This is a genomic window from Plantibacter sp. VKM Ac-2876 (genome assembly GCF_015350715.1).
GTDB lineage: Bacteria > Actinomycetota > Actinomycetes > Actinomycetales > Microbacteriaceae > Plantibacter > Plantibacter auratus.
Genome location: NZ_JADKSI010000001.1, coordinates 1300282 through 1321240, shown reverse-complemented (window position 1 = coordinate 1321240; position 20959 = coordinate 1300282). Strand labels below are relative to the sequence as shown.

Annotated in this window: 21 protein-coding genes; 5 read left to right on the top strand and 16 right to left on the bottom strand. The window is 69.2% G+C overall.

Going from position 1 to position 20959, the window contains the following annotated elements; all coding sequences use genetic code 11:
• Window positions 1-503 precede the first annotated feature (503 nt).
• From ITJ62_RS06380 to ITJ62_RS06330, 11 genes are all read right to left on the bottom strand, one after another.
• Window positions 504-1967, bottom strand: coding sequence for a hypothetical protein (locus ITJ62_RS06380; RefSeq protein ID WP_194600148.1), 1464 nt, complete (start codon window positions 1965-1967; stop codon window positions 504-506).
• The gene (locus ITJ62_RS06375; protein ID WP_228497854.1) at window positions 1957-2769 is read right to left on the bottom strand and encodes a TIGR03943 family protein; all 813 of its coding nucleotides are present in this window, start codon (window positions 2767-2769) and stop codon (window positions 1957-1959) included. Before ITJ62_RS06375 ends, ITJ62_RS06380 begins: the two co-directional genes overlap by 11 nt.
• The gene (locus ITJ62_RS06370; protein ID WP_369821859.1) at window positions 2762-3850 is read right to left on the bottom strand and encodes a permease; all 1089 of its coding nucleotides are present in this window, start codon (window positions 3848-3850) and stop codon (window positions 2762-2764) included. Before ITJ62_RS06370 ends, ITJ62_RS06375 begins: the two co-directional genes overlap by 8 nt.
• Window positions 3851-3857: 7 nt before the next feature.
• Window positions 3858-4259 (bottom strand): transcriptional repressor, encoded by a 402-nt coding sequence (locus tag ITJ62_RS06365; RefSeq protein WP_194600147.1) that lies wholly within the window; start codon window positions 4257-4259, stop codon window positions 3858-3860.
• 92 nt (window positions 4260-4351) lie between these two features.
• Window positions 4352-5251, bottom strand: a complete 900-nt coding sequence (locus ITJ62_RS06360; RefSeq protein WP_085511689.1) for a metal ABC transporter permease — start codon at window positions 5249-5251, stop codon at window positions 4352-4354.
• Entirely contained in the window at window positions 5248-6102 is an 855-nt protein-coding gene (locus ITJ62_RS06355; protein ID WP_194600146.1) for a metal ABC transporter ATP-binding protein, read from the bottom strand. The genes ITJ62_RS06360 and ITJ62_RS06355 overlap by 4 nt, the downstream gene beginning before the upstream one ends.
• Entirely contained in the window at window positions 6099-7073 is a 975-nt protein-coding gene (locus tag ITJ62_RS06350; protein ID WP_194600145.1) for a metal ABC transporter solute-binding protein, Zn/Mn family, read from the bottom strand. Before ITJ62_RS06350 ends, ITJ62_RS06355 begins: the two co-directional genes overlap by 4 nt.
• 97 nt (window positions 7074-7170) lie before the next feature.
• Window positions 7171-8544 (bottom strand): dihydrolipoamide acetyltransferase family protein, encoded by a 1374-nt coding sequence (locus ITJ62_RS06345; RefSeq protein ID WP_194600144.1) that lies wholly within the window; start codon window positions 8542-8544, stop codon window positions 7171-7173.
• Window positions 8545-8570: 26 nt separating this feature from the next.
• Complete coding sequence (locus tag ITJ62_RS06340; RefSeq protein ID WP_079704170.1) at window positions 8571-9551, bottom strand: alpha-ketoacid dehydrogenase subunit beta; 981 nt, start codon at window positions 9549-9551, stop codon at window positions 8571-8573.
• Window positions 9548-10687, bottom strand: a complete 1140-nt coding sequence (locus ITJ62_RS06335; protein ID WP_079704171.1) for a thiamine pyrophosphate-dependent enzyme — start codon at window positions 10685-10687, stop codon at window positions 9548-9550. The genes ITJ62_RS06340 and ITJ62_RS06335 overlap by 4 nt, the downstream gene beginning before the upstream one ends.
• A complete protein-coding gene (locus tag ITJ62_RS06330; RefSeq protein ID WP_370581849.1) occupies window positions 10684-11835 on the bottom strand; it encodes a histidinol-phosphate transaminase in 1152 nt (383 codons plus the stop codon). The genes ITJ62_RS06335 and ITJ62_RS06330 overlap by 4 nt, the downstream gene beginning before the upstream one ends.
• Before the next feature lie 100 nt (window positions 11836-11935).
• On the opposite strand from ITJ62_RS06330, the gene ITJ62_RS06325 reads away from it, so the two are divergent.
• Window positions 11936-12328, top strand: coding sequence for a phage holin family protein (locus ITJ62_RS06325; RefSeq protein WP_085511684.1), 393 nt, complete (start codon window positions 11936-11938; stop codon window positions 12326-12328).
• Between the two features lie 20 nt (window positions 12329-12348).
• Here the strand turns inward: ITJ62_RS06325 and ITJ62_RS06320 are convergent, their stop codons facing one another.
• Together ITJ62_RS06320 and ITJ62_RS06315 are read right to left on the bottom strand one after the other, a co-directional pair.
• Entirely contained in the window at window positions 12349-13920 is a 1572-nt protein-coding gene (locus ITJ62_RS06320) for a hypothetical protein (protein ID WP_194600143.1), read from the bottom strand.
• The gene (locus tag ITJ62_RS06315; RefSeq protein WP_194600141.1) at window positions 13917-14213 is read right to left on the bottom strand and encodes a hypothetical protein; all 297 of its coding nucleotides are present in this window, start codon (window positions 14211-14213) and stop codon (window positions 13917-13919) included. Before ITJ62_RS06315 ends, ITJ62_RS06320 begins: the two co-directional genes overlap by 4 nt.
• Window positions 14214-14393: 180 nt before the next feature.
• Between ITJ62_RS06315 and ITJ62_RS06310 the strand changes: the two genes are divergently transcribed.
• A complete protein-coding gene (locus tag ITJ62_RS06310; protein ID WP_194600139.1) occupies window positions 14394-14921 on the top strand; it encodes a low molecular weight protein-tyrosine-phosphatase in 528 nt (175 codons plus the stop codon).
• On the top strand, window positions 14918-16300 hold the full coding sequence (gene purB / locus ITJ62_RS06305) for an adenylosuccinate lyase (RefSeq protein WP_064296029.1): 1383 nt from the start codon (window positions 14918-14920) through the stop codon (window positions 16298-16300). Before ITJ62_RS06310 ends, purB begins: the two co-directional genes overlap by 4 nt.
• A gap of 153 nt (window positions 16301-16453) precedes the next feature.
• Here the strand turns inward: purB and ITJ62_RS06300 are convergent, their stop codons facing one another.
• The 3 genes from ITJ62_RS06300 to ITJ62_RS06290 all read right to left on the bottom strand — a co-directional run bounded on the left by ITJ62_RS06300 (window position 16454) and on the right by ITJ62_RS06290 (window position 18502).
• Window positions 16454-16720, bottom strand: coding sequence for a hypothetical protein (locus ITJ62_RS06300; RefSeq protein WP_064296028.1), 267 nt, complete (start codon window positions 16718-16720; stop codon window positions 16454-16456).
• Window positions 16717-17376 (bottom strand): hypothetical protein, encoded by a 660-nt coding sequence (locus ITJ62_RS06295; protein WP_194600137.1) that lies wholly within the window; start codon window positions 17374-17376, stop codon window positions 16717-16719. The genes ITJ62_RS06300 and ITJ62_RS06295 overlap by 4 nt, the downstream gene beginning before the upstream one ends.
• 70 nt (window positions 17377-17446) lie before the next feature.
• The gene (locus ITJ62_RS06290; RefSeq protein ID WP_194600135.1) at window positions 17447-18502 is read right to left on the bottom strand and encodes a nitronate monooxygenase; all 1056 of its coding nucleotides are present in this window, start codon (window positions 18500-18502) and stop codon (window positions 17447-17449) included.
• Window positions 18503-18626: 124 nt separating this feature from the next.
• On the opposite strand from ITJ62_RS06290, the gene ITJ62_RS06285 reads away from it, so the two are divergent.
• Complete coding sequence (locus ITJ62_RS06285) at window positions 18627-19406, top strand: carbon-nitrogen hydrolase family protein (RefSeq protein ID WP_192003896.1); 780 nt, start codon at window positions 18627-18629, stop codon at window positions 19404-19406.
• A gap of 62 nt (window positions 19407-19468) precedes the next feature.
• Entirely contained in the window at window positions 19469-20935 is a 1467-nt protein-coding gene (locus ITJ62_RS06280) for an APC family permease (RefSeq protein ID WP_194600133.1), read from the top strand.
• The last annotated feature ends 24 nt before the right edge of the window (window positions 20936-20959 follow it).

Here is a 20959-nt window from a genome sequence, read left to right as displayed (position 1 = left end):
ATTACTGACTTGCTTTGTTTTGTTTAAATGTTTTCCAAAGGAATCTCTTACAACATCAACCAACCGAAAAGGAAGGCTTCAATTGCACGAGGTTTTTGGCATTTGACATTGTGCACGCTGTTGAGTTCTCAAGGATCGGATGCTCCTGCCTTTGGCCATCACGACCGCCCTGCAGGGCAACTTCTCTATCTTACATCTTCCCGGGTTGTTGTCAACTCGGCGTTTCAGCCGCTCTGCGAACAGAGTCATGCTGAGCACGAGTGACACCAGGAGGAAGTCATCCAACCGAGACTTGAAACGGTAACATCGAAATGTTCTCGCTTTTGGCTGGGGATTGTCCCCGCTTGAGGCCGAGAAGCTCTTCCGCTTCCCGCACCTTTGGGGTGACGAGTGATTACTCTACGTGTGTCTCGGGATCGTGGCAAATTCCGCTTGCATCCCGGGCGTGTCGCCCGGAATCACGCGGTTTTCGCCGAGGCGGCCGCGAACGGGTCGGCGCAGGGTCACTGCGCGACACCCGTGCCTGCGCACCAGGACAGGTCGAAACCGGCCTGCGTCCCGACCACCTTGCCGGTGCGGGCGTCGACGACCTCGATCTCGGGACCATTGGGCATCGGCGCGTTGGCGTACCCGTCGAAGCCGGCCTTCGCGAAGTCGGGGACGACGACGACCGCGACGTACTCCGCGTTCGGGCTCGCGCACAGTGACCAGATGACGGCACCCGCGTCAGGTCGATAGAGCTCGGCGGTCGCGCCATCCTTGATCGCCAGTACCCGCTGCTCCGTGGTCCCGGCGGCGCGGTCGTAGTCGGCGTAGATCCTGGCCGACAGGGACTCGGACAGTGCGACGAGTTGTCCGGGGATCTCGGTGGGTGCCACCGAGGGCAGGACGAACGGTTCGCTCTTCCCCGTCGCGAGATCGAGCACGACCACACCGTCGACCTGCTCGATGACGACCTTGGTGGTGCCCGGGATGTAGCTCGAGATGAGGGAGGCCCGGCCGAGCAGCACCGGGTCGGTCGTCGCAGCAGGATCGAGCAGCTCGAGCGAGTTGTCCACCGTGCGGACGAGCATCGAGGAGGTCCTGGGCACGAACGACCACTCCGCCGCCTGGACCGCGGCCCCGTCGATCCCGCCGACCCGGGCGGCCTCCGTGGGTTTCCCCTCGCGCAGCTCGAACGAGTACAGCGTGAGGTTGTCGCCCCCATCGCGGCCGAACGACTGTTCCGTGAACAGGAACCCCACCCGACTCTGCGCCGGAGCGGTCTGCAAGGAGGTGATCATCCCGCCCATCGGGAGGGCCACCTCCTGGGTACTCCCATCGGTCGTGTCCACGACCACGATGCGACCGAGCCCGCTCGTCTCCTGCTCCACGACGATCAGGGAGTCGCCGATCGTCGCGAACTCCTGGATCTTCGCCGCTTCGTACGCGGTCTCGGGTTCACCACCGCCGATCGAGAGGCGCACGATCCGGTCGTCCGCCTTCGTCGCCGCCGAGCCGCCGTCCTTGACCGGACTCCTCACGAGCGAGAACCCCTCGACGGGCGGCGTCGAGAACGACGTCGTGAGCGTGGCCGCCGGTCCGCCACCCGGTGCGGTGACCCCGTCGACCGTGATCCGGTAGTCCGTCGCGTAGGCGAGCGGCTCGGGGAACACCAGCGTGATGCCGCCGGCCCCGGTACTGACGTCGAAGTCGGCTGCCGGCTCGATCCGCACCCGGTCCGACCCGAGATCCGCGATCGGTTGGTTCACCGCCAGGACGACCCGCTGGCCCCAGGACTCCACGAGTCCGGTCGGGTCGACCACCGTGCGGACGAGCTTCGGCCCCTGGGTCAAGCCCACAACGGCCGCGGCGCCGCCGATGACGACGAGCGCGATCAGCACGATCGCGACCAGTCGGCCGAAACCGCTCCGGTCGCCGGCCTGCGTCGACCGGCCTCGTGCAGCATCCCGGCGATCAGTAGTCATACGGGTCCGCCGGCTCCTCGACCTTGTCGACCTTCGCCGTCCCGACCACCAACGGCAGATGCGAGGCGTCGCTCGCGGTGAGCGCGCCCGAGACCTCGACCCAGTCGCCGGGCTTGAGCTGTCGATCCCAGCCGTCGAGTTGCACGGGCACACCAACCGGCTGGGCGTCCACGGCGCAACAGTTCACGACGAACCGCGAGACGTAGAAGACGTCGGCCGCGTCCGGATCGGCGATCACGAAGCCGACCCCGGTGAAGGCGCGCCCTTCGAGGTCGGCGGGACGCGTCGTCTGACGCAACAGCGTCGCCCAGTCCTTGATGCCGAAGGTGCTGAAGTCCGGGTTCGAGGTCAGCACCGTCTGGGCGTCCTGCCCCTGGACCTCCCCCGCGAGCGTGCCGGAGTTCACCGCGCGCTGGTCGGCCGTCGCGACCGAGAGCGTCGACGGCGGGAGCACCACCATCGCGCCGACCACCGCGAGACTGCCCACGACGGAGGCGAGCTGCAGCGCCGTCCGCCCGCGACGCTTCGGCACCTCCTCGACGTCCACATGGACGAGGACGCTGACGATGCCGAGCGCGACCGCGATGAGCGCCATGATGACGGTGAAGACGAAGTAGCGCGGATGGATGTACAGCCCGAGGCGATCGGTCAGCGCGAGCCAGAGGATGCACACGGCGGCGGTGACGAGCAGCAGCACGCCCCACCATCGCTGCCGGAGGCGTTCGAGCAGTGGGACGCGACGATCGCCGACCGTCGACGTCTCGGTGTGCACGTGTCCGTGGGTGGCGTTCTGATCAGGCAAGGGCGTTCACTCCGAATCCGAGGGCCGCCGAGAACAGCACGGCGACCGCGGTGATGATCACGAGGGTCCTGGTCGTGTAGGTGGTGCGCATGAGTGCGAGCATCTTGACGTCGACGACGGGGCCGAGGACGAGGAAGGCGACGATCGAGCCGGGCATGAACGTCGATCCGAAGGACAGCACGAAGAAGGCGTCGACGTTCGAGCAGATCGAGACGATCACGGCGAGCGTCATCATCGCGAGCACCGACCAGACGGGGTTCGCGCCGAGGGTGACGAGCACCTCGCGTGGGACGAGGACCTGCACTGCGCCGGCCACGGCCGAACCGATGAGCAGCGCCGGCATGATCGCGCGCGCTTCGGCGACGAACTGCTGGAGGCTGCGCTCCACCTTCGTGTGCTCGTGCCCGTGCTGCTCGGTCACCTCGCAGCTGGCCTGGAAGGTCGGCGTGAGCAACGAGCTGGGGTCGGGGTGTTTGCTGAAGAGCCACCCGATGAGGTTCGCGAGCAGGAACCCGCCGACGAGCCTGGCGACGAGGATCCCGCCGTCCCAGCCGAAGGCCTGATGCGTCGTGACGATGACGATCGGGTTGAGGATCGGCGCCGCGAGCAGGAAGGTGATCGACTCCGGCACCGTGAACCCGCGCACGATGAGGCCGCGGGCGAGCGGGACGTTGCCGCACTCGCAGACCGGCAGGAACATGCCGAGCAGCGAGATGCAGGCTCGGCGGAGGATCGGCTGCGTCGGCAACCACCGCTCGAGCCAGCCGTCGGGAAGCCAGATCTGCACGAGGATCGACAGCACGATGCCGAGCACGACGAACGGCAGCGACTCCACCACGACGCTGAGCGTCAGGGTCACGAAGTCGCGGACCGCGGTGGGCGGGGTGAGCGCCTCACCGAGCGGCATGAGCGCCCGGAGCACGAAGAGCCCGACCACCACGAGCAGTGCGACACCGATCAGGAGCGGTGTCCGCAGGTTCCGTGGATCACGCCCCTCGGTGCGACCCCAGTGCTCCGCGCCGTCGTCGTCGGGCGCGGTCCAGTCGTCGTCGACCCCGAGGGTGCCGGTCGTCCTGCTCACTCCGGCCTCACGCGCGCTGGGCCGCCGCCGAGCAGTTCTCGCAGAGCCCGAAGACGTCGACGACGTGCTTCGCCTCGGTGAACCCGTGCTGGGACGCGACCGAGCGCGCCCAGGCTTCGACCTCGTCGGCCTCGATCTCGATGGTGAGAGCACAATTGCGGCAGATGAGGTGGTGATGGTGGGTGCCCGGCGTGCAGGCACGGTAGAGGTTCTCGCCCTCCGGCGACTGCAGGGAGTCCGCCTCGCCCTCGACCGCGAGGTCGGAGAGGGCTCGGTACACGGTCGCGAGCCCGATCGGCGAACCGGTGTCGCGGAGCTCGGCGTGCAGACCCTGGGCGCTGATGAATCCGTCGTTGCCGCCGAGGGCCTCGCGGACAGCTTCTCGCTGCCAGGTGTTGCGCTTCGCCACGGGTGCTCCTGCCTGTCGCTTCAAGGGTACCCGGGAACCGCTCGGAGGACGCTCCGAAGCAGCTCCACGCGGACGCGGTGCACGGTCCAGGATCATCGCGCGACCTGGGCGTGCCGCGTCTCGCCGACGGGTGCCCGACGACCACGTCGCCCGGACGCGGTGCGCGGCCCGACGATGCGGCAGACGAGGTAGATGAGGAAGGAGATCGTCGTGATGTAGGGGCTGATCGGCAGCGATCCACCGATGGCGAGCAGGATGCCGCCGACCGCCGAGACGAAGCCGAACAGCATGCTCAGCACCGGGACGAGCACGGGCGACGACGACACCCGGAGCGCCGCGGCCGCGGGCGTCACCAGCAGCGCGAGGACGAGCAGCGCACCGATGATCTGCACCGACACCGCGACCGTGAGCCCGAGCAGCACCATGAAGGCGAGCGAGACGAACCGGCTCGGCACCCCGCGCGCTGCGGCGACGTCCGGGTCGAGGCTGTCGAAGCTGAGCGGTCGCCAGAGGAGGAGGAGGGCGACCAGCACGACGATGCTGATGACGATGAGGAGGCCGAGCTGCGGGTCGTCGACCGAGACGATCTGCCCCGTGAGGAGCCCGAACTTGTTCGCACTCCGGCCCGGATAGAGCGCAAGGAAGAGGATGCCGAGGCCGAGGCCGAACGGCATGAGCACCCCGATGATCGAGTTGCGGTCGCGCGCTTTCGAGCCGAGCAGGCCGATGAGGATCGCGGCGACGAGGGACCCCGCGAGGGACCCGACGACCACGTTGGCCCCGAACAGCAGCGCGCCGGCAGCACCGGCGAAGGACAGCTCGCTGATCCCGTGCACCGCGAACGCCATGTCCCGCTGCATGACGAACACGCCGATGAGGCCGCCGACGATGCCCAGGACCGCGCCGGCGATGATCGAGTTCTGCACGAGTTCCAGGAGTGCGCCGTAGTCCTGGAAGTTGAACAGGCGTCCCCAGAGGTCGTCGGTGTTCATGCGCCGACCCCCACCGCACCGGTGTGCGGATCATCGTGGTGATGGTGATGGGTCTCGCTGTCGGGGATGCCGACCACGACGACCCGGCCGTGGCTGCGGAGCACGTCGACGGGCGTGCCGTAGAGCTCGGACAGCACCTCGCTGCGGAGCACTTCGTCGGGGGTGCCCTCCCGGAACCGCCCGCCCGCGAGGTACAGGATGCGGTCGACCATGGGGAGCACCGGGTTCACGTCGTGGGTGACGAAGACCACCGCCGTGTCGTGCTCGCGTCGGCGACGGTCGATGAGCTCGCTGACCCCGCGCTGATGCTGGAGGTCGAGGCTGAGCAGTGGTTCGTCGCAGAGCAGGAGGATCGGGTCGTCCGCGAGCGCCTGGGCGACGCGGAGCCGCTGCTGCTCACCGCCGGACAGAGTGCCCACGGCGCCGTCGGCGTAGGCGGTCGCGCCGACGGAGGCGATCAGCTCGTCGACCCGACGCTTCGTCGCCGCGGTGCGGATGGGGAGTCCGAAGCGGTGACCGTCGAGGCCGAGGGCGACGAGATCGCGACCGCGCATCGGCGTGCCGGCGGGGATGAGCTTCTGCTGCGGGATGTAGCCGATGCGGCGGTCACCACGGTGCACCGGGCCTCCGGCGACCCTGATGGTCCCGCGGTCGAGCTGCTGCTGCCCGAGGATGGTGCGCAGCAGACTCGTCTTGCCGGAGCCGTTCGGGCCGAGCACGGCGAGGAACTCCCCCGGTCGTACCGAGAGGTCGAGGCCGTCCCAGAGCGTTCGTCCGCCGAAACCGAGCTCGGCCCCGGCGAGCGCGAGGACGTCGACGGGGCCTGAGCCGTTGGTCGGACCGCTGGTCATCGATCCAGGGCGTCCGCCACGGCGTCGACGTTCTCGGTCATCCACGAGAGGTAGTCCTTGCCGTCCGGGAGGGTCTCGGTGAATGACAGCACCGGCACGCCTGCGTTCTCCGCGGCGGTCTTGACCTGCTCGGTCTCGCCGCCACTCGTCTGCTCATTGTAGGCAAGCAGCGCGACCGATCCGCCGCCGAAGAGGTCGAGCGTCTCCTTGAGGACGGTCGGTGACACGTCGGTGCCCTCCTCGATCGCCTCGCTGAACGCCTCTGGGGTGCGGTTCACGAGTCCGGCGCCCTCGAGCAGGTAGAGCGGGACGGGCTCGGTGATGGCGACGCCCTCGCCGTCGTGCGCGGTCTTGATCGCGGCCTGGGCCGTCTCGATCGTGCCGAGGGAGTCGGTGAAGGCCTTCGCGTTCGCGGTGTACGTGGCCGCGTTCGCGCTGTCGAGTTCGCCGAGCTCCTTGGCCAGCTCGTCGGCGAGCTTCGCCATCGTCGGGAAGCTGTACCAGACGTGCTCGTTGAAGCCCTCGATGTGGTCGTGGCCGTCGTCCTCGGCGTGCGCCTCGTCCGTGTGCTGCTCGTCGGCGTGGTCGTCGTCCGGCGCGAAGCCCGACAGGTCGACGACGTTGACGACCTCGACGGACTCGTTCTTGGCGGCGTCGAGGAGCGTGTCGACGAACGGGTCGTAGCCGCCGCCGTTCTCGATGACGAGGTCGGCGTTCTTGATGGAGAGCTGGTCCTGGGTGCTGGCCTCGTAGGAGTGCGGGTCCTGGGCTGCCGAGGAGATGAGCGAGGTCACCTCGACGTCCTTGCCGCCGATCTTCGAGGCGATGTCGCCGTACACGTTCGTGGAGGCGACGATGTTGATCTTGCCGTCGTCGGCCGCGCTCGACGCACTGCTGCCGGAGCAGCCCGCGAGGACGAGGGCGGCCGCCGGGACGATGGCCAAGGCCGGGAGCAGGGTGCGAGCGCGCATTGATGAACCTTCTCGATCGGGGTGAGAGCACCAACGCTACGCCTATTGATACTGATTCTCAAAATCGCCCGGCTGAAAGGTTCCTGGGCAGGCGTACTCAGTCGAGCAGCAGCGCCGGCTCCTCGATGATCGACGCGACGTCCGCCAGGAAGCGGCTCGCGACATCGCCGTCCACCACGCGGTGGTCGAAGGAGGCGCCGAGCGTCGTCACGAACCGACTGCGCACCTCGCCGTCGACGACCCACGGCTTCTGCTTGATCGTGCCGAGCGCGACGATGCCGACCTCGCCCGGGTTGAGGATCGGGGTGCCGGTGTCCATGCCGAAGACACCGATGTTCGTCACCGTGATCGTGCCGTTCTGCTGGTCGGCCGGCGGCGTCTTGCCGTCGCGGGCCGTGAGCGTGAGGGTCTCGAGGGCGCGCGCCAGCTCGAGCAGGCTCATCGCCTGCGCCTCCTTGACGTTCGGGACGATCAGTCCGCGCGGTGTCGCGGCGGCGACGCCGAGGTTCACGTAGTGGCGGACGATGATCTCCTGGTCGGTCCACTCGCTGTTGACCGTGGGGTTGCGGCGGACCGCCCAGATCATCGCCTTGGCCATGATGAGCAACGGCGAGACCTTGACGCCGGCGAAGTCCGTCGAGTTCTTCAGGCGCTTGACGAACTCCATCGTGCGCGTCGCGTCGACGTCGACGAAGAGGGAGACGTGCGGCGCGGTGAAGGCACTGCGGGTCATGGCCGTCGCGATGGCCTTGCGGACGCCCTTGACCGGGATGCGCTCCTCGCGCTCGTCGGCCCACTCCGGCGTCTCGATGTTGCGGAACACGCTCGCCTGGCTGGCCTCACGGATGACGTCGTCGCGGGTGATCTCCCCCGCGAGCCCGGTGCCCTCGATGGCCGTGAGGTCGACCTCGAGGTCCTTCGCGAGCTTCCGGATCGGCGGCTTGGCGATGACCGGCAGCGCGGACGCGGCGGGGATGCTCGACGGCGGCTGGCGGCGCACGGGCGGCTGCGGGGTGACGGCCGGGCTCGCCGGCTCGACGACCGGCGTCGCGCCACGGCCACGGCGACGGCTCGAGGTGGTGCCGGCGCTGCCGTATCCGACGAGCACGGCGCCAGGGCGCGGCTCTTCGGCAGGAGAGACGCTCGCCGCGGTGTCGGCGGCCAGCGTGGCCTCCTCCGACTCGACGACCGACGGTGCGGACGCGGTCGGCTCGGCGGTCGCTGCCCCACCACCGGTGCTCACGCTGATGATGGGCGTCCCGACGTCGACGGTCTGGCCCTCCTCGACGAGCAGGGCGCCGACAGTGCCGGCGAACGGCGACGGGAGTTCGACGAGCGACTTCGCGGTCTCGATCTCGACCAGCACCTGGTTGACCGAGACGGCGTCGCCCGGCGCGACCTTCCATGCGACGATCTCGGCCTCGGTCAGGCCTTCGCCGACGTCCGGCAGTTCGAACTGGAGATCACTCATCGTGGTTCCTCGTCTTCCTTCGGTGTTCAGTACGCCAGCGAGCGATCGACGGCCTCGAGGATGCGGTCGGCATCCGGGAGGTAGACGCCTTCGAGCTTCGCCGGCGGGAACGGGGTGTCGAACCCGGACACCCGCAGGACGGGTGCCTCGAGCGAGTAGAAGGCGCGCTCGGTGACGGTCGCCGCGATCTCCGAGCCGACGCTCGTGAAACCGGGCGCCTCCTGCACGTAGACGAGGCGGCCGGTCCGGCGGACGGATTCGACGAGCGGGTCGTAGTCGATGGGCGACAGCGAGCGCATGTCGACGACCTCGACGCTCGTGCCCTCCGTGGCGGCCAGTTCAGCCGCCTGCAGCATGACGCTCACGATCGCGCCGTGTCCGGCGAGGGTGACCTCCGTGCCGGTGCGGACGATGCGGCTACCGTGCAGTGGCGCGGCCGAGCCGTCGAGGTCGACCTCGCCCTTCGGCCAGTAGCGGCTCTTCGGCTCGAGGAAGACGACCGGGTCGTTCGAGGCGATGGCCTCCTGGATCATCCAGTAGGCGTCGTTCGGGGTCGACGGGCTGACCACGCGCAGGCCGGCCGTGTGGGCGAAGTACGCCTCGGGGCTCTCCTGGTGGTGCTCGACCGCGCCGATGTGTCCGCCGTAGGGGATCCGGATGACGACGGGCATCTGCAGCTTGCCCTCGTGCCGGTTGGTGAGCTTCGCGAGCTGCGTCGTGATCTGGTTGAAGGCCGGGAACACGAAGCCGTCGAACTGGATCTCGCACACCGGACGGTAGCCGCGCATGGCGAGACCGATCGCGGTGCCGACGATGCCGGACTCCGCCAGCGGGGTGTCGAGGACGCGGTCGCCGCCGAACTCGGCGTGCAAGCCCTCGGTGACGCGGAAGACGCCGCCGAGCGGGCCGATGTCCTCGCCCATGAGCAGGACCTTGTCGTCCTCGGTCATCGCCTTCCGGAGGCCTGCGTTCAGCGCCTTGGCCATCGGCATGGTGGTCGTCGTCATGCGTTGCCTCCTTCGAGCGAGGCCTCGTAGCGTTCGAGCCAGGCCTGTTGCTCGACCATGAGCGGGTGCGGTTCGGAGTAGACGCCGTCGAAGATGAGCTCGCGGCCGGGCGCTTCCAGAGCGAGTGTGCGGACGCGGGTGTCCTCGGCGAGCGCAGCAGCCTCTTCGTCGACCTCGGCGAAGAACGCGTCCGAGGCGCCGAGCCCCTGGAGGTACGTCTTGAACCGGACGATCGGGTCGCGGGCGATCCAGGACTGGAGTTCGTCGTCGGTGCGGTACTTGGTCGGGTCGTCGCTCGTGGTGTGGGCGCCGACGCGGTAGGTCATCGCCTCGATGAGGCTCGGGCCGTGGCCGGCGCGGGCGTCGTCGAGGTGCTTCGCCGCCGTCGCGTAGCTCGCGAGCACGTCGTTGCCGTCGATGCGGACGCTGTCGAGGCCGAAGCCGGCTGCGCGCTGATACAGCGGCTCGCGGGCCTGACGGGAGACGGGGACGGAGATGGCCCACTGGTTGTTCTGGAGGAAGAACACCTGCGGCGTCTGGTAGCTGGCGGCGTAGATGTAGGCCTCGTTCGCGTCACCCTCGGAGCTCGAGCCGTCGCCGAAGTAGACGAGCACGGCCGTGTCGCGGTCCGGGTCGCCGGTGCCGACGGCCTTGTCGAAGTTCAGGCCCATGGCGTAGCCGGTCGCGTGCAGGGTCTGGGCGGCGAGCACGAGCGTGTACAGGTGCATGTTGCCGTTCGACGGATCTGCCGGGTCCCACCCGCCGTGCGTGTTGCCGCGCATGAGGCGGACGATGTCGATGGGGTCGACGCCGCGGATCATCGCGACGACGTGTTCGCGGTAGGAGGGGAAGATGTGGTCCTGGGCTCGCGCCGCACGGGCCGAACCGACCTGCGCCGCCTCCTGGCCGTGACTCGGCGGCCACAGCGCCATCTGGCCCTGGCGCTGCAGGTTCGTCGCCTCGATGTCGAAGGCGCGGACGTTCGCCATGTCGCGGTAGAACTGCTGCAGGTCGGTCTCGGTCAGACGATCGAGGAACGGCTGATAGCGCTCCGCGTGTTCGTTCGGCGCGAAGGTGCCGGCCGCGTCGATGAACTGGACGCTGGGCACGGTGGGGTCGTCTCCGGAACGGCTCATCGTGAGCGCACTCCCTCTCGTGTCGGGTGGTCGGCCGGCAGTCCGGCGAGGATCTCTGCAGCGGCGGCGAGGAGCGGTTCGATCGACTCGGCTTCACCGATCGAGATGCGGACGCCGTCGCCGGGGAAGGCGCGGCCGACGATGCCGTGGGCGAGGAACGTCTCGTTCGCCGCGGCCGTCTGCTCGCCGAGGCCGAACCAGACGAAGTTGCCCTGTGCCGCGGGGATGAACCAGCCCTGCTCGCGGAGTGAGGCGGCGAGGTCGTCGCGTCGTGCGGTGATGACCGCGACGCGGGCTCGGATGTCCTCGGCGTTCGCGAGTCCGGCGATGGCCGCCTGCTGCGCCGGCGCGGTGCTGGAGAGCGGGATGGCCGCGTTGCGGGCGCCGTCGAGGACGAGCTCGTGGCCGATGGCCCAGCCGACACGGAGGCCGGCCAGTCCGTAGGCCTTCGAGAAGGTGCGGAGCACGACGAGGTTCGGGTGTTCGTCGAGGAGCGGGATGCCGTTGACGGCGTCGTCGTCGGTGACGAACTCGCGGTAGGCCTCGTCGAGGAGGACGAGCACGTCAGACGGCACGGAGCGGAGGAAGGCGAGGAAGGCGGCGCGTTCGACGACCGGCCCCGTGGGGTTGTTCGGCGTGCAGACGATGACGACGCGGGTGCGGTCGGTGACGGCTGCGGCCATCGCCTCGAGGTCGTGGGAGCCGTCGGGCCGGTTCGGGACGCGCACCGACGTCGCGCCGGCGACGGTCACCAGACCCGGGTAGGCCTCGAAGGAGCGCCAGGCGAAGACGACCTCGTCTCCCGGACCGGCGGTCGCGGTGATGAACTGGCTGAGGAGTGCGACCGAGCCCGCCCCGATGTGGATGCGTTCCGGCGTGACGCCGTTGGCTTCGGCGAGCGCCGTGCGCAATGCGAGTGCGGCGCCGTCGGGGTAGCGGTGGGAGTCCGCAGCCGTGTCGGTGATGGCCGAGAGGACGGCGTCGAGCGGCGGGAACGGGACCTCGTTGCTGGAGAGCTTGAAGGCGTCGGGTGCGGCCGGCTTGCCCTGACGGTAGGGCGGCAGATCTGCGATCTCCGGACGGAGACGGACCGGGCTCCGGCCCGGCTGAGCGGCCGGCTGGGCGGTGGTTGGCAGGTTGTCACTCACTCGACGAGTCTAGGCCGCGAAGGATACCTGCGGCGGAATGCAGTGCGCCGGTCCGAATCGGCCCTTTGCCCGCTGTGGCAAGGGTGGGAGGATTACCGTCATGGGACGTTTTCTGCTGAACCTGATCGTCAACGGCTTCGCCATCTGGGTCACGACCCTCATCGTCGCCGGTGTGAACGTGACGCCGTACGCGCCCGGCGGCACGCTGGAGACGATCCTGACCTTCGCGCTCGTCGCGCTCATCTTCGCGGTCGTGAACACCATCATCGGTTCGGTCATCAAGGTGCTCGCGTTCCCCCTCTACATCCTCACCCTCGGTCTGATCGGGCTCCTCATCAACGGACTCCTCCTCCTCATCACCGCGGGCATCAGCGGCTGGTTCGGCTTCGGCCTGACCGTCGACGGCTTCTGGTGGGGCGTCCTCGGGGCGATCGTCATCTCGATCGTGAACTGGCTGCTCGGCATCGTCATCCGCCCCAAGGCGAAGGACTGACACTCCGCTCCACCACCCGGTCACGGGAGGACCTTGTCGGCCCGGTACATGATCCGCTCCCCTTCATCGGCCAGTCCGTCGAGCGGACGAAGGGCATCTCTGACGCCCGGGTCGCTCGAGCCGTCCAGCAGTCGGGCGGTGTCGAGGTAGTTGCGCGCCAGATGCGCCGGGACCGGTTCGTCGACTCCGTCGGCAGGAGGCGGGGGCGGCCCACCGTCGTACAGTGAACGCCGCGCCACTCGCCCACCGTCGACCGGTTCCGCTCGTTCCCCGGACAGCGCCGGGACCGGATCCTCCTCGTGCTGCACGTGCAACGCTGGGACGTCCTCAGGGAGATCGATCGTCTCGACGGGCGCCCCGAACGTGACGACCGACGAGTCGTACTGGCCTGAAGCGCCGATGGCCGCCGCGACGATCCCTCCCTGGGAGTACCCGACGTGCATGACGCGCGCTCCCTCCGGGATCCCGGCCTGTCTCATGGCTTCCATCGTCGCTTGCACGCTCTCCGCCGCCGCACCTGCGACGGCGTTCAGGTTGCTCCGAGCGTCCCATGGCTCAGTCGAACCCGGCACGGGGAGCATCTCGACGGTTCCGCCGGACCAGACGATCCAGACGTCTTCGCCGTTCTCGTCGACGTGGTGTTCGATCCTGATCTGCGGGGCGCCAGGAGCGTTCCCCGGCATCCGCTCCATGAGTTCGGACGGGCTCCGCGGAGGCCCCATGGCCGCCCATGGTTGAGCTGCCGGCGCTCCGGCCGGCGCCGTCCATCCGGGTGGACGGATCGGCTTGACGTCGACCGGTGCCGGCGTGAAGATCCCGCTCGTGTCTGCTCCACGGGCGATGAGCAGCGCGACACCGGCGACCCCGCCGGACGTCCGCGGGTCGTAGTCGCGCAGGAACGGGACGGGTGCACCAGCGGCTCCGGTCAGCGCATCGTCGACCGAGGAGACGAACGTCCGCAGCAGACGCGCAGTGGCAGCAGAGGATCCCAGGTTCCGCAGGGTCCGCTGTGCCGTCGCCTCGAGTGCAGGCCAGACCTTCGGGTTGAGCGAGATGAGGGCGAAGGCGGCCACGGCCGGCGCCACGAACGGAACGAGAAGCGACCGCCCCCAGGTGACCGCCATGTCCTCCATGAACTGCGCCTCGCCAGGCGCCACCTGCTTGTCGGTCTCATGGAACCGCACCACCGTGCCGACGACAGCCCCGAGGACCCACGCACCCGCGCCCGCGATCGACTCGAACAGTTCAGACACCCCGCGCTCGAGTGCCCCATACGCTTCGGCACCGAGCGTGAGCTGCCCGCTCAGACGTTCAGCATCGACCGCGGCGTCCCGCAGGGCGGAGGCAGCGCGCATCGCAGCCTCCCCGCCCGCACTGGACGGTGTCGAGGACGACGAAGGGTCGAGCCACGGACGCGCGAGCGCAGTCGGGATGTCGGCGCCGGTGTCCGCCGAACCGGCGACCGCCTCGACCTGGGAGGCCGCGTCGAGACACCACTCGGCGAGGGCGGCGGTGACCCGCGCGAGATGCAGCTGGTCGTCGGTCGCCACTGCCGTGGAGCCGCCTCCGCTCAGAACGACGTCGTCGCTCATCCGCGTCCGTCCGCCACGGCACTCGTCGCGGCCCCGCGAGCGATGCCTGCACCGACATCGAGCGCGGCTGCAGCAGCACGCAGGTGCTGAGCGAGCTCATCCGCACTCCACCCGAACACTGTGGCCGCAGGGCCCGACCACCGCGCCCCGGCACGCGCGTCCCCCAGCGTCGTCATCCAGACCTCGAGGTCGAACATCACGGATTCGAGACGAAGCGACCGCAATTCGAGCACGGCGACCGACTCCTCGAGGCTCTCCTCGGCCGAGCACAGCCTGATCCCATCGTCGTCCATCCCCACCATCCCGTCTGTGCTGATCCCGTGCCAGCCACGGCTCTCGACTCTGCCGGTGCACCGCCGGTCGCCAGAGCCGGCGTCCGTTCGATGTGGAGGGGATGTCGCTCGCGGGGACTGTGGAGCGGAGTCAGCTGAGAACGGTTCGACGGCTCGGGCGCGGTCGGCCAGAATAGACGCATGAACACCCTCGGGGAGGCCGACCCCGGCACGACCCCGTTCCGCGTGTGCTTCGTCTGCGCGGGCAACATCTGTCGATCCCCGATGGCCGAGAGCGTCTTCACCGACCTCGTCGCGGCCGCCGGGCTGGAGCGGGTCGTGGAGGTCTCCTCCGCCGGCACCGGCGACTGGCACGTCGGCGAGCACGCCGACCACCGCACGGTCACCGCGCTGCGAGCGCACGGCCACGACGCCACCGCCCACCGGGCCAAGCAGTTCGACCCCGACCGCTTCGAAAGCTACGACCTCGTCGTCGCCCTCGACCGCAGTCACGAACGCATCCTGCGGGCCTGGGCGGGCAACGACGCCGACCGTTCCAAGGTGCACCTGCTCTTGAGCTTCGACAGCACCTCCGGGACCCGCGACGTGCCCGACCCCTATTACTCGGACGCCCAGATGTTCGAGACCGTCCTCGGCATGATCGACCATGCCTGCAGATCCCTCTTCCACCAGCTCGAACCAGCACTGACCCAGGGAGCCACCCCATGACCGAATTCCCCGCCCAGCCGCTCAGCCCGCTCGACGGTCGCTACCGCCCCGCCGTGACGGCGCTCGGAGAGTACCTCTCGGAGGCCGGCCTGAACCGCGCCCGCGTGCAGGTCGAGGTCGAGTGGCTCGTCTACCTCACCGAGCACTCGATGTTCGGCTCCTCCCCGCTCACCCCGGCGGAGATCGAGCAGCTCCGCGCGCTCTACCTCGATTTCGGCCAGGCCGACATCGACTGGCTGGCCGAGAAGGAGGCCGTCACGCGTCACGATGTGAAGGCCGTCGAATACCTCGTGCGCCACCGCCTGTCCGAGCTCGGTCTCGACCGCATCGCCGAACTCACCCACATCGCCTGCACGAGCGAGGACATCAACAACCTCTCCTACGCGCTCACCGTGTCGCAGGCCGTCCGCGCCATCTGGCTCCCGAAGCTGCGCCTCGTCCTCGACTCCCTGCGCACCAAGGCCGTCGACTTCCGGGCCGTCCCGATGCTCGCACGCACGCACGGCCAGCCGGCGACGCCCACCACGATGGGCCGCGAGCTCGCCGTCACCGTCTACCGACTCGAGCGCATCGCGCTCCAGATCGAGGCGAACGAGTACCTCGGCAAGTTCTCCGGCGCGACCGGCACCTTCGCCGCCCACGTCGTCGCCGATCCCGACGCGGACTGGCCCGCCATCTCGCGCGAGTTCGTCGAGGGACTCGGGCTCGACTGGAACCCGCTGACGACGCAGATCGAGTCGCACGACTGGCAGGCCGAGCTCTACGGCAAGATCTCCCACGCCAACCGCGTGCTGCACAACCTCGCCACGGACATGTGGACGTACATCTCCATCGGCTACTTCCGGCAGATCCCGGTCGCGGGCGCCACCGGCTCGTCGACCATGCCGCACAAGGTCAACCCGATCCGCTTCGAGAACGCCGAGGCCAATCTGGAGCTGTCGAGCGCGATCCTCGACTCCCTCGCCGCCACCCTCGTCACCTCGCGACTCCAGCGCGACCTCACCGACTCGAGCGCCCAGCGCAACATCGGTGTCGGCTTCGGCCACTCGCTGCTCGCCCTCGACAACATCCTCGGCGGCCTCGGACAGATCGACCTCGCGGAGGACGTGCTCGCAGCGGACCTCGACCACAACTGGGAGGTGCTCGCGGAGGCCATCCAGACGGTCATCCGCGCCGAGGTGACCGCGGGTCGCTCGAGCATCGAGGACCCCTACGCGCTCCTCAAAGAGCTCACGCGCGGCAAGCGTCTCGGCCAGGCGGAGCTCGTCGAGTTCGTCTCCAAGCTCGACATCGGCGACGCCGCGAAGCAGCGCCTGCTCGAGCTCACGCCGGCGACGTACCTCGGGCTCTCAGACGACCTGGTGGACTACCTGCCGTAGGTCGCCCATCGACAGGCTCGGGGAACGGGAGACCGGTCACCGAGCCTGTCGGCGTGCGCCCTTCGACAGGCTCAGGGACCGGAAGGAACGCTCAGGGACCGGATGCGGCAGTCAAAGACCGGGCGAACGCCCAGGGCCGGAGGGACGAGACGGTCAGTGGCCGGAGGGGCGCGGCGGACGCTTGTCGTCGCCGTCCTGCTCATCGAGGTCGAGCTTCTCCTGGAAGTCGGGCTTCACGGCGAGCGCCAACATCGCGAGGACGACGAGCGAGGCGATGAACGCGATACCCAGGCCGATGAGCGCGAGGACGATCTCACGGGTCGACATGAGGACGACGACGCCGGTGAAGACCCCCATGACGCCCGAGAGCACGAGGAGCTCGATCGGCCGCAGGACGTCGTCGCGGTTGGGCTTGCTCATGATGCGGCTCCAGCCGTGCCGGTGGTGTCGTCGGTGGCTGCGCCGGTGACCGGGCGCTTGCCCGCCCACCGCAGCGACAGTCCGCCGATGACGAGGTAGACGCCGATGATCGCGGCGTATGCTCCGACGAGGCCGACGACGACGATGTCCGCACGGAGGACACCCTCGACACCTCCCGGGGCGGCGAATCGCTGCTCGAGTCCGGGCGGGACGAGGAGCGTCGCGATGGCGAGCAGCACCGTGAAGGCACCGACCGCGGTCCAGTCCTTCGCTGCGGCGAGGCGTCCGCGCCAGCGGATCCCGCTGTACAGCTCGAGGAATCCGGTGAGGGCCGCCCACAGGGTGACGACGTAGAGGAAGATGCTCAGCCCGCCGCCGCTCACGACTAGCGAGAACACGCCGGTCACGACGCCGATGACGCCCTGGCCGAGGAAGAAGGCGCGCGTCACGGTGTCGGAGAAGTTCGGGAAGGCGAAGGCGCCGACGATCGCGCCGGACAGCAGCGTGAAGACCCCGAAGACCACGAGGCCGAACTGCGAGGAGTGGCCCTGCGTGAAGGTGACGACCCCCGCCGTGGCGAGCGCGATCACCGCACGCAGGATCGGGACCATCCAGTACCGATCGTGCTTGGCGCCGTCGAACGGAATGCTGGGCACGGTGAACGTCTCATCTCTTGCAGGAAGTCCTCTCCAGCTTACGCGGTCCTGCGGGGGACGCGGACCGGGGTCAGGTTGCCCTGGGTGGGACTGACAGGCCCGCGGCGAGTTCCGTGAAGACGGCCTCGGCATCGGCCCGATCGCGGGTCAGCAGTGACGCCTGCCCTGCCCAGAAGCCCTGGAGGTCTGCGACGCCCCGCTCGGAGGCGACGGTGCGGAACCGCCCGGTCAGCCAGTTCTGGACCGGGAACGGGGCGACGACCCCCGACGCCTCGATCTCGCGCAGCACCCGGTTCGGGACACCCCGGCCGAGCCTGCCACTCATCGCGCGAGTGAGGACGGTGCCGTCCGCGGGCGTCGAGACGATGGCCGCCCGATGCTCGGCCGTCGCCGCGGAGGCGCTCGTACGGAGGAAGGCGGTCCCGACCTGCACGCCGGCTGCGCCGAGCGCCCGCGCGGCGGCGACACCACGTCGGTCGGCGATGCCGCCGGCGGCGATCACCGGGACGTCCAAGGCGTCGACGAGCTGCGGGATCAAGGCGACCAGACCGACGAGGGAGTCCTCGGCCGCTCGCAGGAACGAGACGCGGTGGCCGCCGGCCTCCATGCCCGTGCCGACGACGACGTCAACGCCGCCCTCCTGCAGGGCAAGTCCCTCGGCAACCGTGGTCGCCGTCCCGACCACGACGATGCCCCGCTCGTGCGCCGCGTTGACCACCGGCCGCGGCGGCACCCCGAAGACGAAGCTGACCACGGCGGGCCGCGCTTCCAGGACGGCCTCGATCTGCTCGTCGAACGACGGCACGTAGCGGGCCGGGCGATCGGGCAGCTCGAGCGACAACTCGTCGAACACGGGTCGGAGCGCCTCGACCGCGGCTGCGAAGGACGCCTCGGAGTCGTCGGGCGACAGCTCGTCTCCACGCGGAAGCCACAGGTTCAGCGCGAAGGGCGCCGCGGTCCGCTCGCGGAGCGCCGTGACCGTCCGCTCGATGCGCTCGGCGTCGTAACCGTACAGACCGAAGGAACCGAGGCCGCCCAGCTCACTCACCGTCGCGGTGAGCTCGACGGAGGACAGACCTCCGAAGGGGCCGAGCACGATCGGGACGTCGACAGGAAGGGCACGCACGCCACCAGTATGTCCCTCGCCTCTTGCGGGTGAAACCGGATCGAAACATGATGGACATCAAACAACTCACTTTGAGCTGTTTACTGAGTGCATCGACGCACGCCTGTAGAGGAGCTCCACCGCCATGACCCTGACCATCGCCGGACTGCAGCACCACGGCGTCCCTGGAGACGTCGAGGCGAACCTCGCGCTCGTCGCCGACGCCGCCAGACAGGCATCGGATCGCGGCGCGGATCTGCTCGTCACCCCCGAGATGTTCATCACCGGCTACAACCTCGGCGACCGCCTCGCCCCGCTCGCCACCCCGGAGCTGGTCGACCGGGTCGCCGCCATCGCCGGCGAGACCGGGATCGCGATCCTCGCCGGCCTCCCCGAACCACTCCCCGGCGGAGCCGTCGCGAACGCCCTCGTCCTCGTCGGTCCTGACGGGACGGAGCTGCTCCGGTACCGCAAGACACACCTGTTCGGCGAGCTCGACCGACAGCTCTTCGTGGCCGGCGACACCCTCGCACCGACCGTCGACCTGGGTGGCGTCCGCGTCGCCGTCCTCATCTGTTACGACGTCGAGTTCCCCGAGACCGTCCGCGCGGCGGCCCTCGACGGCGCCGACGTCGTGATCGTCCCCACCGCGCAGATGGAGCCGTACGCGCACATCGCCGAGCGGCTCATCCCGGTGCGCGCCTGGGAGAACCAGGTCCACCTCGTCTACGTCAACCGCGTCGGCTCCGAAGGAGACCTCACCTACGTCGGTCGTAGCAGCATCGTCGGCCCGGACGGCGTGGTCCTCGACGCGCTCGACGCGGACGCCGTCGGTCTCATGATCGCCACGATCGATCCCGAGGCCACCAAGCGCGCCAGGCAGGAGAACCCCTACCTCGCCGACCGCCGCGCCGAGCTGTATTGAAGGATCCCGTCCTTCCCCCCCCTCCCCCTCCGAGTCCCCCGACTCCCCTGGAAAGTGACCTCATGACCGTGAACCCCATCGCCGAGCCGCGTCAGCGCCTCGACGGCCAGCTCGGTACCGGCTCCATCGTCTTCATGGTGATCGCCGCCGCCGCACCACTCACCGTGATCGGTGGCAACGTCCCCATCGCAATCGGCACCGGGAACGGCGCCGGAGCCCCGATCGGCTTCGCCCTCGCGGCCGTCATCCTCCTCGTCTTCTCCGTCGGCTTCGTCACCATGACGCCGTTCGTCCGCGAGGCCGGCGCGTTCTTCTCCTACGTGACGGCGGGACTCGGCTCGCGCCTCGGTCTCGGTTCCGCGTTCACCGCGCTCGTGGCCTACACGGCGATCCAAGTGGGCGTGTACGGCTACATGGGGTGGGCGCTCGACGACCTCGTCACGTACTTCGGCGGCCCGAGCCTGCCCTGGTGGCTGTACTCCTTCGCGACGATGGCGATCGTCGCGGTGCTCGGCTACCGACACATCGACCTGAGCGCGAAGGTGCTGGGCATCGCCCTGACGCTCGAGATCCTCGTGGTCGTCGTGCTCGACGTCGTCATCTTCGCGACGGGCGGTGCGGACGGCATCGCGGTCGAGACCTTCGACCCCGCCAACATCTTCACCGGTGGGATCGGCGTCGCCGTGCTCTTCGCCCTCACCGGCTTCATCGGCTTCGAGGCGACCGCGGTCTTCCGGGACGAGGCGCGCAACCCGGAACGCACCATCCCGCGGGCCACGTACCTGGCCGTCGTCATCATCGGCGTGTTCTACGCCATCTCCTGCTGGGCGCTCGTGACGGGCGTCGGCGCAGGGAACGCCGTCGCGGTCGCCCAGCAGACGCTCGCCGGCGAGGGCAACCTCCTGCTCGACACGACGACGACCTACCTCGGCCCGATCATGCGCGATGTCGTCCAGGTGCTGCTCATCACGAGCCTGTTCGCGTGCGTGCTGTCCTTCCACAACGTCATCGCGCGCTACCAGTTCACGCTGGCGCAGAAGTCGGTGCTGCCCGCCCGCCTCGGCCGGCGTCACCCCGCACACCACTCGCCGTCGACCTCCTCGATCGTGCAGACGGTGACGGCGGCCATCGTCCTCGCCGGGCTCGCCCTCGCCGGCCTCGACCCCCTCGTCGGGGTCTTCGGATCCATGGCCGGGGTGGCGACCGTCGGGATGGTGCTGCTGATGCTGACGACCTCGGTCGCCGTCCTCGTGTTCTTCGCGCGCCGACCCGAGCTGGTTGCCGGCCGCGTGTGGGGTGCGCGGGTGTTCCCGATCCTCGCGGTGGTCGGACTCGCGTTCGCGCTGTGGCTCGTGCTGTCGAACTTCACGCTCGTCACGGGCGGGAGCGTCACCGTGAGTGTCGTGCTCGCCCTCATCCCCGTGGTCGCCATGCTGATCGGTATCGTGTTGGGGAAGCGGTTCCCCCTGGACGCCGAGCCGGACGGCGCGGTGAGCGAGGCGACCGCCGACCAACCGACGGCCGGCTGAACCAGGGTCGCGGAGTCGATCAGC

What these genes read in the sequence shown, in the direction of transcription:
- ITJ62_RS06300 (WP_064296028.1), bottom strand. Translation starts at nt 16,720, where the DNA reads ATGAGCAAGCCCAACCGCGACGACGTCCTGCGGCCGATCGAGCTCCTC.
- ITJ62_RS06360 (WP_085511689.1), bottom strand. Translation starts at nt 5,251, where the DNA reads ATGAACACCGACGACCTCTGGGGACGCCTGTTCAACTTCCAGGACTAC.
- ITJ62_RS06315 (WP_194600141.1), bottom strand. Translation starts at nt 14,213, where the DNA reads ATGGACGACGATGGGATCAGGCTGTGCTCGGCCGAGGAGAGCCTCGAG.
- purB (WP_064296029.1), top strand. Translation starts at nt 14,918, where the DNA reads ATGACCGAATTCCCCGCCCAGCCGCTCAGCCCGCTCGACGGTCGCTAC.
- ITJ62_RS06285 (WP_192003896.1), top strand. Translation starts at nt 18,627, where the DNA reads ATGACCCTGACCATCGCCGGACTGCAGCACCACGGCGTCCCTGGAGAC.
- ITJ62_RS06350 (WP_194600145.1), bottom strand. Translation starts at nt 7,073, where the DNA reads ATGCGCGCTCGCACCCTGCTCCCGGCCTTGGCCATCGTCCCGGCGGCC.
- ITJ62_RS06345 (WP_194600144.1), bottom strand. Translation starts at nt 8,544, where the DNA reads ATGAGTGATCTCCAGTTCGAACTGCCGGACGTCGGCGAAGGCCTGACC.
- ITJ62_RS06340 (WP_079704170.1), bottom strand. Translation starts at nt 9,551, where the DNA reads ATGACGACGACCACCATGCCGATGGCCAAGGCGCTGAACGCAGGCCTC.
- ITJ62_RS06380 (WP_194600148.1), bottom strand. Translation starts at nt 1,967, where the DNA reads ATGACTACTGATCGCCGGGATGCTGCACGAGGCCGGTCGACGCAGGCC.
- ITJ62_RS06280 (WP_194600133.1), top strand. Translation starts at nt 19,469, where the DNA reads ATGACCGTGAACCCCATCGCCGAGCCGCGTCAGCGCCTCGACGGCCAG.
- ITJ62_RS06335 (WP_079704171.1), bottom strand. Translation starts at nt 10,687, where the DNA reads ATGAGCCGTTCCGGAGACGACCCCACCGTGCCCAGCGTCCAGTTCATC.
- ITJ62_RS06310 (WP_194600139.1), top strand. Translation starts at nt 14,394, where the DNA reads ATGAACACCCTCGGGGAGGCCGACCCCGGCACGACCCCGTTCCGCGTG.
- ITJ62_RS06325 (WP_085511684.1), top strand. Translation starts at nt 11,936, where the DNA reads ATGGGACGTTTTCTGCTGAACCTGATCGTCAACGGCTTCGCCATCTGG.
- ITJ62_RS06320 (WP_194600143.1), bottom strand. Translation starts at nt 13,920, where the DNA reads ATGAGCGACGACGTCGTTCTGAGCGGAGGCGGCTCCACGGCAGTGGCG.
- ITJ62_RS06355 (WP_194600146.1), bottom strand. Translation starts at nt 6,102, where the DNA reads ATGACCAGCGGTCCGACCAACGGCTCAGGCCCCGTCGACGTCCTCGCG.